Origin of the sequence: Sphingobacterium sp. Lzh-3 (genome assembly GCF_046764375.1) — a bacterium.
Taxonomy (GTDB): Bacteria; Bacteroidota; Bacteroidia; order Sphingobacteriales; family Sphingobacteriaceae; genus Sphingobacterium.
The window spans coordinates 3100367-3114503 of record NZ_CP177226.1 but is presented as its reverse complement, the minus strand read 5'-3'; the positions used below and the strand labels follow the sequence as shown (position 1 = coordinate 3114503).

Annotated in this window: 8 protein-coding genes; 5 read left to right on the top strand and 3 right to left on the bottom strand. The window is 43.8% G+C overall.

Translation table 11 applies throughout. The features are described from left to right. Nucleotides 1-23: 23 nt before the first annotated feature. Together ACLCDV_RS12985 and ACLCDV_RS12980 are read right to left on the bottom strand one after the other, a co-directional pair. Nucleotides 24-1280 carry an MFS transporter gene (locus tag ACLCDV_RS12985; RefSeq protein ID WP_411971299.1) on the bottom strand — a complete coding sequence of 419 codons (1257 nt, stop codon included), beginning with the start codon at nucleotides 1278-1280 and terminating at the stop codon, nucleotides 24-26. Further along, on the bottom strand, nucleotides 1280-2374 hold the full coding sequence (locus ACLCDV_RS12980) for a zinc-binding dehydrogenase (protein ID WP_411971298.1): 1095 nt from the start codon (nucleotides 2372-2374) through the stop codon (nucleotides 1280-1282). The genes ACLCDV_RS12985 and ACLCDV_RS12980 overlap by 1 nt, the downstream gene beginning before the upstream one ends. Nucleotides 2375-2656: 282 nt before the next feature. Here ACLCDV_RS12980 and ACLCDV_RS12975 point away from each other — a divergent pair, with 282 nt between their 5' ends. The 3 genes from ACLCDV_RS12975 to ACLCDV_RS12965 are packed head-to-tail and all read left to right on the top strand — an operon-like array spanning nucleotide 2657 to nucleotide 8312. Next, nucleotides 2657-5842 (top strand): SusC/RagA family TonB-linked outer membrane protein, encoded by a 3186-nt coding sequence (locus ACLCDV_RS12975; RefSeq protein WP_411971297.1) that lies wholly within the window; start codon nucleotides 2657-2659, stop codon nucleotides 5840-5842. Nucleotides 5843-5858: 16 nt separating this feature from the next. Next, nucleotides 5859-7727 carry a RagB/SusD family nutrient uptake outer membrane protein gene (locus ACLCDV_RS12970; protein WP_411971296.1) on the top strand — a complete coding sequence of 623 codons (1869 nt, stop codon included), beginning with the start codon at nucleotides 5859-5861 and terminating at the stop codon, nucleotides 7725-7727. Nucleotides 7728-7760: 33 nt separating this feature from the next. Next, a complete protein-coding gene (locus tag ACLCDV_RS12965) occupies nucleotides 7761-8312 on the top strand; it encodes a DUF5018-related domain-containing protein (protein ID WP_411971295.1) in 552 nt (183 codons plus the stop codon). Between the two features lie 107 nt (nucleotides 8313-8419). On the opposite strand, the gene ACLCDV_RS12960 is transcribed toward ACLCDV_RS12965, so the two are convergent. Then, nucleotides 8420-9298: an AraC family transcriptional regulator gene (locus ACLCDV_RS12960; protein ID WP_343566635.1), complete on the bottom strand. Its 879-nt coding sequence runs from the start codon at nucleotides 9296-9298 to the stop codon at nucleotides 8420-8422. A 216-nt stretch (nucleotides 9299-9514) separates the two neighbouring features. Here ACLCDV_RS12960 and ACLCDV_RS12955 point away from each other — a divergent pair, with 216 nt between their 5' ends. Together ACLCDV_RS12955 and ACLCDV_RS12950 are read left to right on the top strand one after the other, a co-directional pair. Next, nucleotides 9515-12484, top strand: a complete 2970-nt coding sequence (locus ACLCDV_RS12955; RefSeq protein ID WP_411973922.1) for a glycoside hydrolase family 2 TIM barrel-domain containing protein — start codon at nucleotides 9515-9517, stop codon at nucleotides 12482-12484. A gap of 10 nt (nucleotides 12485-12494) precedes the next feature. After that, nucleotides 12495-14126: a sodium:solute symporter family transporter gene (locus ACLCDV_RS12950; RefSeq protein ID WP_411973921.1), complete on the top strand. Its 1632-nt coding sequence runs from the start codon at nucleotides 12495-12497 to the stop codon at nucleotides 14124-14126. The last annotated feature ends 11 nt before the right edge of the window (nucleotides 14127-14137 follow it).

The following is a 14137-nucleotide window of genomic DNA, read 5'->3' as shown; positions in this document are numbered from 1 at the left end:
AAATAATTGATAGTAAACAGGTTTCAGGACATGCTTTTAGGCTGATGTATTATAGGATCATTCGTTTTAACAAAGCTGATAATAGTTGCACAGATCGCGCATATGAGTGCAACAAATAGAAATATATTAGCGGTATTGCCTGTATAATCAATGAGTTTACCAAATATTGGCTCACCAATGGCTGCAAATACATAGGCAAACATGTTCATGATACCTATACCGGTGCCAACGAGTTTGGTGCCCAGAAGATCAGGACACAAGGTCCAAAAGTTAGCTTGCGGGCCGTAGACGAAAAATCCCGAGCTGAACATGAGTGCGCCAATAAATAGATGGCTGTGCATGGGCACAAAGTAAATAAGCAGGGCGATGACAGTACTTATAAGCATGCCAGTTGCGATTGATTTGCTTCTGTTTTTATCAAAGATGAGGTCAGAGATATAACCAAATGAAACTGCACCCAGAGCCATGCCCACAGGTATCAATAAGGTAAGCCACATATTGCCGGAAGATGCTTTGTAGTTGTTCCCTAAAAAGTGAATCGGTACCCAAAAGATCAGTCCATAACGCGCCATACTCTGAAAGCCGATGGCAAAAGAAGCAATCATAAAATTGCGGTTTTGAAATACCTTTTGGTAGGACTTTTTCCAGTTTTCTTTCTGTGTAGAATGGCTGTCTCTCTCTTCAGGGACGATATAACCTTTTCTTCTGGGATCACTATAGGCAACGAGCAAAAAGACAAGGAGTGCAGCGGCAAGAAATAGGATAGGATATCTAAATAATGTTCGCCAGCTCTGTTCCTGTTGGACCAATACAAGTGCCATGAAAAATGTTAAAACGGAAGAACTTCCGGCCGCCATCGTATAAAAGCCAAAAGCTTTACCGCGTTCAGCGCTGCTCCACCAATTGGAAATCATCTTACCTCCGGAGCCCCAGGCCATAGACTGAAAATAACCATTGAGCGTCCACAGCACAAGGATTGCTGTATAGGAGTTGGCAAAGCTAATCGACAGGTTGCAAAGAATGGAGAAACTGCCCCCTGTGATGATCATCAATTTGGGACTTAAACGGTCGGCGAGATTCCCGTTGATCAACTGACCAATAGCATAGCCCATGAGCATGGCAAAGCTGATCCAGCCCACTTGTTGAAAGCTAATGTCTAGTTCTTTGGAAATACCCCTGGCCGCCCAGCCAAAATTGTGACGACCGGTATAAAAGAATAAATAGCAAAACATCGTCACAAACAACATTTTCCATTGATCTCTTCTGAATTTCTTTTCCATTATCGTTTTGCCGTTGAACTGTCCATGTATAGGCCTGCACGAATTGGTTTATGCGTAAGGGCGTAATCGATCGCGGCATTGACCTCGTCTAAAGGAAATTCGCGTTCGATCAAGGATTCAAATGGATATTTCTGCCAGTTGTTGATGATAAAGTCCACCGCAAAAGAGAAGTCAGTATAGTTATAATTGTGAAGCCCTTTTATCGTGAGCATTTTTCGGATGACTTGTTCGGCATCTATTTTTGTTGGGCGTTGATGGAAAACTGCACCGACCAGCATAGCCCGACCATGAAGTCCCAAGGTCTCAATGCCCAGTTCCATGGCATCGGGCGAACCGCTCATGTCGATAAATCTGTCGATCGTGGTTGCCTCCAATAGCGCACAGTTTTCTCGTTCGCGAAGATCGATGGTATGGCTGGCACCGAAATGTTTTGCCATTTCTAATCGAGCCGGGTTCACATCAGATGCAATGATGTTTTTGGCACCTAATTCCTTACACATGGCGATAGTTACCAAACCCAATAATCCAATACCGGCTACATGTACATTTTTTCCGGCTATTGTGCCGGCAAGTCGAAGGGCACCTGCTGAAGTAGCCACAGCGCAATTGATTGTTGCTGCTACGGCGAGGGATATGTCTTTGGGCAATATGCGTATACACGTATTTGGACGAAGGATGATATGTGTCGCTAGTCCACCATGAAAATTATCTTGTTCGGTGATCTGCCGGTGGCCATACTTATAAAGGTTGCCGTTTTTTTGTGGTATTTCGGGTTGATAATCTGTTGTATTGGGGTCACTGGAGAAAACAGTCCAAGTGATCAGATCGCCTACATGAAGTTGCTTGCCCAGTGCGTCCTGCCCGCTATGGGTAGGGGATATCTGCGCTATGATACCAACAATTTCATGACCCAGGATAGTTGGACAAGGTTCGTTGCGTAAACCACAGAAGGTGTGAAGATCGCTACCACACAAAGTAGTATATAGTATATTGACCAAAATTTCACCATCCTTTAGTGTGGGAATGGGACTAGTGAATTCGGAAAGTGGGGTGTTCGCTCCACTAAATACATAATAGGTTGCTGACTTTTTCATTTGATATAAATATACATAAGTTGTGTAATACTAAACAATGTTTATTTATACTATATTTATCCGGTGTTAAATAATTATGAAAATTTGTTGGAAAAGTAGCGTTACTAGCCCGGCCATCCTCCGATTTTGTTGGGGTAAAATAGTTTTAATAATTGATTTTCAAGTTTTAGTTTCTCCATTCGATCTGTAATAATTTTGGTTAATAGTAGCGCTGTAAACTGAAGCGAATCCATGGTGCCGTCGTTTACCGATGCTGAATTATAAACTAACTAATTATTATTTATGAAAGAACTGTTGACCAATAAAAAGCCTAGGGATCGTATGGGCAATTTTGTCCTGTTGAAGGCTGGAATGGGCGTAGGGGTACTTGTTATGTCTATTTGCCATGGACAGGATTCATTTGCCAAGGGACGGCCCGAAAGTGAAAAGATGTTTACCATCCAATGGTCTTACAAAGGCGGACTGAACAGCAAAGCACAAAAGGCGGAGCCGGTCCTGATCGAAGGAACCGTGCGGAATAATAAAGGTGAGCGACTGACTGGCGTAACGATATTGTCTAAAGAGGATAGTAAAATCGGAACGAAAACTGATGATGAGGGCCATTTTTCCATCCGTGTGGCTGAACGTTCGACTTTGATTATTCGCCATGTAAATTATAGAAATCAGGAAATCCCAGTTCACGGCACGCAAAAGAACGTAGAAATTGTGTTGGACGATAATGATATCGCATTGGATCAGGTCGTTGTGGTTGGTTTTGGTACGACCAGTGTTAAGAAAAACTCTACTGCTATAGCTTCTTTTGATGCGAAAACAATTGAAAACTTGCCCTTTGGAGACATGGGCTCGGCTTTGCAGGGAAGAATTCCGGGAGTGATTGTGCAGCAGGGCTCGGCCGAGCCGGGGCAAAATGGCGCCAGCATTTCCATTCGTGGCAATGGGACACCGCTTTATGTAATTGATGGATTTATCTCTACGCAACAGCAATTTTTTAGTCTCAATAAGGCGGATATCAAATCAATGACGATCTTGAAGGATGCGGCTTCAACTGCGGTGTATGGAATGAACGCCGGAAATGGCGTTGTGCTGATTACTACCAAACAAGGTGATTCGGGTAAACTCAATGTCAACTACCAGGCAAACTTTGGCTTTAATACGCCTTCATACCAAACCAAACGCATGGATGCCTATCAATATGCTACAGCGATAAACAACCTTAATCAGGCCTTGGGAATGGGAATCAACTCATTCAAGACCGCTGAAGAAATGGAGGATATCAAAAACAATCCCAGTAACTACACCAACTGGGAAAAAGAATTGACCCGTAGGTTTGTGCCACAGCAGGACCATACGCTTTCACTAAATGGCGGTAGCGAAAAGCTACGTTTCTTTGGTAGCCTCAACGCCTTCAGTCAGGAGGGCATTTATAAAGCCAAATCACTGAATTATCATCGGTATACCTATCGGAGCAATGTATCGAGCACCTTCGATAAAATCGGACTGAAACTCGATTTTAATGTCAATGGATACATCCGAAATGAGGATTATCCACCAGCAAGTGCCTATACGATCTATAGTAGGCTGCGCGATCGTAATCCATTTGAGAAACCTTTTACATCCAGCGGCCAAATATCCAACCAGTTTGATAACCCGGCATTGGCATTGCTGAGCCCCGGTTATATCAAGTTAAAGACCGTATATAACCAACTATCAGGGGCACTTAACTGGAACGTGCCATGGGTTGAAGGGTTGAGCCTCGGTTTTAATGGAAATTTTAACATCGAATCTCAGGACCGTGTAGACTGGGTAGAAACGGCAACCTACTACGATGAACAGGGAAATGCAACAAAAGAAGATCCTACAAACATTAGTGTTGGACGATCTTCGTATATGACCCAAAACTTTGATGTCAATTTCAGAGCCGATTATCGGCGGACATTTGGCGATGGTCACAATGTGGAAGCAACCCTGGTTCAAAACATGCGTCAGTACTATAGTAATTCCTTAAATGCGGGTTCCCGTGGGTTCTACACCACTGCGATCAAACAGATCCAAAAAGGTGATGCGGAGTTGATCACGGCGAGCAATACCGAAGGCAAACAGGCATGGATGGGGTATGTGGGCAAGTTTCATTACGATTATAAACAGCGTTATATTTTTGATTTTGCCGGACGTTATGACGGTTCAGACAATTTTATATCAACCAAGAGATGGGGCTTCTTCCCTTCATTCTCCGCTGGTTGGGCGCTGTCTGAGGAAAACTTCTTCAAAGATATAAAGGCCAAAAATGTCTTGACTTATTTGAAACTTAGGGGATCTTATGGGCAAATTGGTCTCAATGATGCGGATCACTGGGCATATGCTTATCTCGCAACCTACAACTACAATACAAATGGTTATGTGGTGGATGGGAAGTTGGTCAACACGGTTACCCCCGGTGCTCAGCCAAGTATCAATATGACCTGGTATACCCGATCGAAATACAATATAGGAGCCGATTTTGCACTATTTGGAAATAAGGTGGATGGTGCGTTGGACTATTTCTTTGAAAAAACCAAAGGTTATCTCGCCGCCGATAATTCCTATCGCTATACAGAACCCATCGGGTATACGCTTCCGCTGGTGGTAACCAATGCCGAAGACCGGAAAGAGGGACTTGATGGTTTTATCAAATACAAGGAAAAGATTGGTAACGTCGATTTTAATGCCGGTTTTAACTTTACCTATTATAAATCGTTTGCCTTTAAAACCAACGAGGACAGTGTTACTTTGGCGAATCCGCGGATTCGTCAGCAGGGTAATTACTATGGTTATGTGGGTACTGGTTATGTGGGGGCACAGTTCTATACGAACCCACAGGATATCCTGAATAATCCCAAACGCGAAACCTCTACTGACCTCAGACCTGGAGATCTCTGGTATCAGGATGTCAACGGTGACGGTAAGATTGATGGCCAGGATCAGGTGCGTTATGGGCATAATTCGAACCCGACATTTGTTTATGGGGTAGACTTGGGCGCAAGTTACAAAGGCTTCAGTGTACAATCTACCATTCAGGGAACAGGAATGAAACAAAATTACTTTTCCAATGTGGCTATGGGTTCCGAAGGCGAACGGCGCCTGGACTTTCAGTTTCAGAACGACAATTGGTCGCCATCTAATCCGAATGCGACGATGCCAAGGCCCGGCAACGCGAGTTTGAACAATAACAATAACTATTCGTCCTCAGACTTCTGGGCCCGCAATACTTATTATGTTCGATTGAAATCCTTAACCCTATCGTATGATTTTAAATATTCGATCATGAAGTCACAGCAATGGATGAACAACTTGACCCTTTTTGTCTCGGGTGTAAACTTGTTGGCATTTGGTCCCTCAGTCAAATATGGTGATCCAGAATCCAACACTTTTGATGGTTACGCATATCCAATGATGCGAACTTACTCCGCGGGATTTTTATTGGGATTTTAATTAACAAAGAAAATTTATGAAAAAACGTTTGATAATAGGGATGCTGGGCATGTCGGTGATGTTCTTCTCTTCCTGTAAAAAGTTTTTGGAAACGACACCATACGATAAGATTACTGGTGAGCAGACCTGGAATAGTGAAAATTTGACAACAGCTTATATTTATCAGGTATATGCTGATGTATTAGGTACCGATGCCTGGATGTCGGGCTATGCACATCCTTATTCGGCAAGATCGGAAGGGACCACTAAAAATGTGATGGTGGGTACGCTGAACGGTGCCTTTTGGACAAAAGAAAGGGCCGAGCTCATGCTAAAATCAGATAATTATGGCTGGTTAAATTATTCACTTTTATGGCGTATCAATTCGGCAATTGCCAATATTGAAACAAGTACGACTTTTTCGAGTGAATTTAAAAACAGGAGTTTAGGGGAGTTGTATTTTTTAAGAGCTGCGCACTACTTTGTGTATGCCAAACTCTATGGTGGACTGCAATTGATTGATAAAGTGTTGACACTGGATGATGATCTTCAGATTCCAAGAAGTTCAGCCAAGGAAACGTACGATTTTATGCTGGCCGATCTTCAAAAAGCTGCAGCCGCGCTTCCGGCAACTGCCGAAAGGGGACGGGCTACTGCCAAAGCTGCAAACGCTATGATCATGCGCATAGGCTTGCAGGCTGCTGCCTACGTGGATGGAGGGGCTGCAAATAGTGGGTATTATGACAAAGTGATTCAGTCGGGTGAGGCATTGGGGCTCAATAATGGTGGGACGCAACTAAGTCCTTACTACAACATGTTTAGATCCTATGAGACTGCAGTTACGGCCACCGAGTTTATCCTCACTCGTGAGCGTAACAAAACAAATACCTCCCTCTATGATGTGCCTATGCAATATCAGGGGCTTTGGTCCACGGGTAAGTTTTCGGCTTATGCCAAAGCTAACTTTCCAATCAATGTCACCATGAACTTTTGGGGTATGGATGGCGGTTCGTGGCCAACGCAGGACCTGGTCGATGACTATCTGGTCTCGGATGTAGATGGACAGTTGAAATCATGGAATAATGCCAGTTATGTCACCACAGGTAAAAATGTGGACGAGAAAATGTATTTCTCCAACTCCAAGAAAAGAGACCAACGTTTTTATGCAACGATTCTCTATGATAGCTGTATGTATTTCAATAATCAGGTACGTGTGTTTTTTAGAAGGGATGGAAATGTGAGCAATGCCAATAGCAAGATTAATGAAGGTTCGGTACAGGAATATGGATACCAATCCGGAAATACCGAAAATTATAATTCCAGTACAGGTTATGCGATGGTGAAGTATTTTTACGATAATATTGTGAGCCTGCCTTCACCATCTGACCAAAAATTAGACTATGTGTTTTCGGTGCTCCGCTATGGTGAGGCTTATCTCAATATGGCCGAAGCTTATCTCATGAAAGGAGACTTTGCCAATGCAAAAAAATACATGCTGCCGACCATGGTACGTCATGGTGGTTTTTCTGAAAGTAGCGTCAACCAGTATTTGAATACGCTTTCGGGCAACAATTGGGGGAGCTCACTTTTTGAGGCCTACAAAAGAGAACGCAATGTGGAGATGGTCTACGAGAATAACGATCGGTATTGGTCGCTGTTACGCTGGGGCATGCGCGCATCGGGTGGTCTGCGTGATGGAGCTTATGTCGGATCGGGATTTGTTATTCCTGAACTGCAGGGTGCCTTACGGGGTATTCGAATTTCGAGAGATGGTAAATCCTATTCTTTTTTTGAAGACAATAACGTTGTTGGGGAAGCTCGATTCTCTGCCAAAAGGTACTTGATGCCAATCAACGAAACATTCCGCTTGAAGTCAGGCGTGAAGCAAAATCCGGGATGGGAATAAAAACTTTGGTGTACAGATATAATGAAATTGATTATGCATAAGATAAATCACAAAATAGGGCGAATCCTGCTCGGCGCGCTGACGCTCATTGCGATGGGAAGCTGTTTAAAAAAGGGCTATGAGGAGCTGCCAAACTCGCCAGACAACAAACTGACTGCAGTAAGTTATTCATACCGCTTTCTATATAATGATACCATACAGAAAGGAACTCCCATGCAGGAGATTGAGTTTGACCGGGTGTGTGAGGTCGTTTTTAAGAATACGGCGGTAGCTTTTGATACGAATGGACAAAAGGGATATACGTCTACGATTTCGTACGATATCAACTCGGTTAAGAAAGCTGGGCCTTCGGGATCCGTCACCAAGCAGATGTTATTTGATGAGTTTAAAAAACGAATTGAAAAAGATCAACTTGCTAATCTTTGGGTTACGATCACTGTGTCGGACGTTTCGGTGGTTTCGCCGCTCAATGGAGCTCCAGTACTAGGTAAACCAGGCGATTTTTCACAGGATAGAATGTATCGGGTGACGGCAGCGAATGGTGATGCTCAAGATTATACGTTGAAAACAATCAAGGGTTTTTAAATAGGTGTTAGTTTCAGTAAATTGGTAGGACTGGGCTGTACTTTTGTACAGCCTTTCTTTTTGATAGGGAAATGGCCCCTAAATTTTTCAGCGCTATCGAATACATCTTACAGATCCATCTCTTTACGAAACTCGCGCGGTGTTTTATTCATAATGGATTTAAAAAACTTATTGAAGTTGGTCAGATTTTGATAACCACATTCGTAGCAAATCTCCGATATGCTCAGCGTCCGATCCATCAGCAGTTTACAGGCATGACCAATGCGCATCTCATTGACAAAGCGAGAAAAAGGTTTTTGGGTATGGCGTTTAAAAAAACGACAGAAAGCGTTGGGCGTCATATTGAGCATGTCGCTGGCAACTTGTAGATTTACATCCTCCTTAAAATTGCTCATCACATAGAGGTACACCTTATTGATGCGCTGGGTCTCCTGCTCACTGAAAGTCGGGCGATAACCTTCGGAAGCCAAACTTTCAAATTCAGCTGTTTCCTGTAGCAAGTGAATTAGGTTGAGGAATTCGATTATTTTTGGAAATCCTTCTTTATCGCTGAGTTTTTCAAGTAAGTGCTGTGCCTTATCGCGTGTTTCACCATAAAAACGAAGTCCACGTTGAGCCTTGCGGATAAATTGCTGCATGGCCTGGATGGTTTGATGTTCGTCGGTTAGGCGAAGTAAGAAATCGGCCGGAAAATAGATCACGATGGCGCGGGCACGCAAATCATTGTCCTGCTGCAGAAATAAATCGTCGTTGCGCCAGATATGGGGAATATTGGGGCCCATCAACACCAGGTCTCCTTCTGTAAAGGTCGCCACATTGTTGCCCACAATGCGCTTACCGAAACTTTCCACGATAAGCACCAACTCACAGAGCTCGTGAAAGTGCAGCGGATTGCTCAAAAATTCCTGATCGACCAATTTAACATGTATTGTCTTTTCGCTAGGTGGAGTAAGCTCTATAAATTGAGGTTTGGATAATTTGTTCATACATAGCTAAATTGGTTAACGCAAAAATACAGTATTTACTGTCATATCAAACAATATTCACTTAATAATATTCCACTGCTCATTATTAGGGTGTAAATAGTTTTAGTTTATGTATAACCAGTTGTAGTATTGCCACGTAAGAGGACCTATCTTTGACAAAGAATGTAACAAAGTGGTATTGCATTCTAGAAGGGTGGAATTACAACCTATTATGATATGAAAAAACTAAAAAAACTGCTGTTGTTAGCGTTGTGGGGGATAATGGGGAGTCTGGCAATGGCGCAGCCGGCAGCTTATCAGTTGCCAGCCAAAGTGACTGGTCTGAAAGCTCCTGTTCAATCCTTAAATGGTCAATGGAATTTCAAATTTGATCGCAGTTCGGCCTGGGAGAATATTCAGGTTCCGGGGGAAGCTGTTATGCAGGGCTATGGCATTCAACACGACAATTCTTTTTTTTATAGCCGTAAATTTTTGGTACCTAGCCAGTATAAAGGTAAAAAGACAATCATCCGCTTTGATGGTGTGTATAGTTTCGCCAAACTTAGCATCAATGGTAAAGCGGTCACGAGCCATCATGGTGGATTTACGCGTTGGGAAGTAGATATTACACCTTTTGTGATTTTCGGAAAGCAGAATGAAATCGAGCTGGAGGTACAGGATCAGCTGGATGATATTTCGTATGCATCGGGCTATGCACACCATCCGATAGGTGGAATCTTGCGGGATGTGACCTTATTTGCAACAGCGGCACATCCTGTGACCGACTTTAACCTCGAAACAGCCTTTGATGCGTCGTATACGGACGCGCAGCTAAAATTGGATTTTGGCGGTTTTGTGGCCAAAGGGGCTACGATCAAGTATACCTTGACTGATCCGAACGGTAAAAGTATTGTTTTGGATAATCCTGAAAAACCAATTGTAGCCGGGGCCAACAGCCATGTGTTCCGTGTAGCTGCACCGCTGAAATGGGATGCCGAACATCCAAATCTTTATCGGTTGGATGTGGAAGTGAAAGAGCAGGGTAGCTCTACCTATGCTTTTCATAAATCGGTCGGGTTTCGCGAAGTGAAAGTGGTTAAAGACCAGCTTATGGTAAACGGCAAACCGGTCAAGCTACGTGGAGCCAATCGGCACGACATGCACCCGACCTTAGGACGCAGTGCTTCGGCCTATTACGATAGCCTAGATGTTCAATTGTTTAAAGAAGCAAATATCAATTTCATTCGTACTTCGCATTATCCACCGACGGAGCGTTTTGTCGAATACTGTAATAAATACGGTATCTATGTGGAGGTTGAAACGGCAATCTGTTTTGTGGATACTTACAGGCAAAAAAATTATGCGCCCGGCGCCTCACAAAATGATCCGAAAAAGACAGATCAGTACCTGAGTCAATCGCTTGAGATGGTCAATACGTTTAAAAGCCATCCTGCTGTCCTTTTCTGGTCCATCGGCAATGAATCGATCTATGGCGACAACTTTAAGCGAAGCCACGATTTGGTGAAGCAAATGGATCCGACAAGACCCATTATTTGGAGCTATCCGGGCTCGCAAACCACCGAACCGAAGATTTATGAAATCCTGAGTATGCACTATCAGGACGTGTATGGTAACTTGACACAGTATGGCAAGACCACGCGTAACTTTGAGGGGCATGGCATTCCGGCTTTATTCGATGAATGGGCTCATCCGGCTTGTTATACCTATAAAACACTGCAGGACGACCCGAATATCCGTGAATTTTGGGGTATCTCGATGGACATGATGTGGAGCGGCCTGTTTCCGAAGCAAGGGGGCCTTGGTGGTGCAATATGGGGCTATGTGGACGAAGTATTTATGATTCCACAACAGCTGAAGAAAGGAACTGCCTTTTGGAAGGAATTTGCCCATACCGCCAAACCCGAAGATTTTCAGGGGCAGGCGGTAGGCTACGGTGAATGGGGGATCGTCGATGTTTGGCGGCGCAAAAAACCTGAATTTTGGTCCACAAAAAAAGCGCAGTCTCCTGTATTGGTTACCTTGAAAGGAAAAATTATCCCTGATTTTGCTAGCTTTCAGCCGCTGACAATTCCCGTATACAATCGATTTGACCACACTTCGCTCCAGGAAATTAAACTGCAATACACCTATGCCGGGAAAACCTATACGTTAGGACTACCCGATATCGCTCCGCATCAGAAAGGATATATTCAACTACCCGGTTTAGCCTGGCAACAGGGCGAGCAACTGGCTTTACACTTTGTGGACAGCAACGGGATGCTGCTGGATAGTTACCGTTATTTCTTGGGTGAACATCAGGTCAAAATGCCTGAATCGACTCAAAATGGAGGTCTACAGCTTGTTGAAGAGTCTAATCGTTACCTGATCAGGGGAAGGAATTTCACCTTTCCGATTTCAAAAACAACAGGCTTGATCGAAAATGCGCTGATTGATGGTAAAGTGCTGATCCAAAAAGGTCCTTTTTTAAACATGGACATCAACCTCAACCACCTGACTGGCGCCGAAGTACGCAAAAGTGCAAGCAAATACCTGCTCGACGATAAAAATTGGCAATTGAACAAATTGGATGTGCGTATCAAAGACAATTTGGCTCTGGTATCGATTATGGGGAAAAATGGCAGTTTATCCATTCAGTTTGATCTGACGATCGATGGTAAAGGAGAAATGAAGACGTTGTATCATACCCAGGGTGAACCCAATGGCTACCTACGTGAAATTGGGCTAAAGTATTATCTCAGCAATGCACTTGATCGTATTACCTGGAGCAGAAATGGTTATTGGAACGATTATCCCCAGGAATCATTTGCGGGAAATGAAGGAACAGCAAGCTTGTCTTCTATGGATAAGACGCTGTACGGTCAAGAGCCCACACAGCCCTGGTACATGGACACACACAACTATTATTATTGGGCCGATAAAGGAGCGCGGAGCCAGCATCCATTAACGCAGCGGGCGAAGGGAATGAAAGAGAATATATACTACTACGCTTTGGGTAGTGGCGCAAAGAACCTGATGCAGGTGGTTTCGCCCCAAGCAGACAATGCCTGCCGTATGGATCGCCTGGAAAATGAGCAACTGGTTTTGTATATAAACAATAAATGGGATTATCCTGAAATTGCCTGGGGCAATTATTGCAAGACCTTGGAAGCTTCACCTTGTCAGGGATCTATCACATTAAAATTCTAATGATATCGCTATGTTGGCTTGGATTGATCAAATCATTTATCTGCTGTATTTTATTGTTGTTGGTGGCTATGGCTATTACATTTATCGACGCAAACACAGTTCGGGTTCGGTAACGCACGATTATTTTCTGGCGGAAGGTTCCTTAAGCTGGTGGGCCATCGGGGCTTCTATTATTGCATCGAATATCTCTGCTGAGCAATTTATAGGGATGTCGGGGTCGGGATTTGCTCTGGGGCTGGCCATTGCATCCTATGAATGGATGGCTGCTATCGGACTAATTATTGTGGCGGTGCTGTTTTTACCCATTTATCTGAAGAATAAGATTTTTACCATGCCTGGCTTTCTGCGCAAGCGTTTCGATCCGCGGGTGAGTATGGTGATGGCGGTATTCTGGGTTTTGGTCTATGTGTTTGTCAATTTGACTTCGATACTTTATCTGGGTGGTTTGGCCATTCAGGCGATTGCAGGGATTCCTATGGTCGTAGCGGTTTGGCTGTTGGCGACATTGGCCCTGATTATCGCCTTGGGCGGGATGAAAGTGATTGGCTACACCGACGTGATTCAGGTGGTCTTGTTGATTATAGGCGGGCTCACAACGACTTATATCGCCCTCGATCTAGTGGCACATACAAAGGGCATGGGACATTGGCTGGACGGACTCCTTATCTTGAAAACAGAGGTGCCACAGCATTTTCATCTTTTTATTGAAAAAGGACAGCTCATAAAACCCGATGGTACCGATGCTTATATGGATCTGCCCGGATGGTCGGTTCTATTGGGCGGTATGTGGGTGATCAATCTATCGTATTGGGGATGCAATCAATATATTACCCAGCGTGCACTTGGGGCCAAAAATCTAAAAACAGCCCAAAATGGGATGTTGTTTGCAGCCGTTATGAAGCTGTTTATGCCTTTGATTGTGGTGCTGCCCGGCATTGCTGCTTACTATTTATATAAAGAAGGTTCGAATCTCAGTTTTGCACAAGGGATGCTCGAAGGCGCTACTGTGAAGCCCGATAAAGCATATCCGCTGCTACTCTCGATTTTACCGACGGGCTTCAAAGGATTGGCTTTTGCTGCTTTAACGGCTGCTATCGTGGCCTCACTGGCCGGAAAGGTCAATAGCATAGCAACGATTGTGTCTTTGGATATTTATAAGAATATAAAAGGCGGTGCCCTGAGCGATACAGCTCTGGTGAAGCTGGGCAAAGTAACTGTACTGATCGCCTTGGTCATTGGTGCGTCTTTGGCTCCGCTATTGCAGCATCTGGATCAGGGCTTTCAGTTTATTCAGGAATTTACAGGTTTTATCACCCCAGGCGTATTGGCGATTTTTCTGATGGGTATCTTTACAACGTGGACAACACCAAACGGCGCATTTGCCGGAGCCATTTCTACATTTGCCTATTCTTTGCTCTTTAAAAATTTCTGGTTAGATGAAAGCCCCTTTATGAATCGGATTCTTGTGGTGTTTATATGTACGGTGGCAACAATGGTTTTGGTCAGCCTGCTGGGCAATCGAAACTATCGTAATGATACAGTAATCGTGAATAGAAATCTTTTTGTGACCTCCAGTGGTTTCAAATTAGTGAGTTTATTCATCCTAGGTGTATTGGTAGCCCTGTATGTCTTTTTATGGTAACATGATTTAAT

What these genes read in the sequence shown, in the direction of transcription:
- ACLCDV_RS12965 (WP_411971295.1), top strand. Translation starts at nt 7,761, where the DNA reads ATGCATAAGATAAATCACAAAATAGGGCGAATCCTGCTCGGCGCGCTG.
- ACLCDV_RS12975 (WP_411971297.1), top strand. Translation starts at nt 2,657, where the DNA reads ATGAAAGAACTGTTGACCAATAAAAAGCCTAGGGATCGTATGGGCAAT.
- ACLCDV_RS12980 (WP_411971298.1), bottom strand. Translation starts at nt 2,374, where the DNA reads ATGAAAAAGTCAGCAACCTATTATGTATTTAGTGGAGCGAACACCCCA.
- ACLCDV_RS12985 (WP_411971299.1), bottom strand. Translation starts at nt 1,280, where the DNA reads ATGGAAAAGAAATTCAGAAGAGATCAATGGAAAATGTTGTTTGTGACG.
- ACLCDV_RS12970 (WP_411971296.1), top strand. Translation starts at nt 5,859, where the DNA reads ATGAAAAAACGTTTGATAATAGGGATGCTGGGCATGTCGGTGATGTTC.
- ACLCDV_RS12960 (WP_343566635.1), bottom strand. Translation starts at nt 9,298, where the DNA reads ATGAACAAATTATCCAAACCTCAATTTATAGAGCTTACTCCACCTAGC.
- ACLCDV_RS12950 (WP_411973921.1), top strand. Translation starts at nt 12,495, where the DNA reads ATGTTGGCTTGGATTGATCAAATCATTTATCTGCTGTATTTTATTGTT.
- ACLCDV_RS12955 (WP_411973922.1), top strand. Translation starts at nt 9,515, where the DNA reads ATGAAAAAACTAAAAAAACTGCTGTTGTTAGCGTTGTGGGGGATAATG.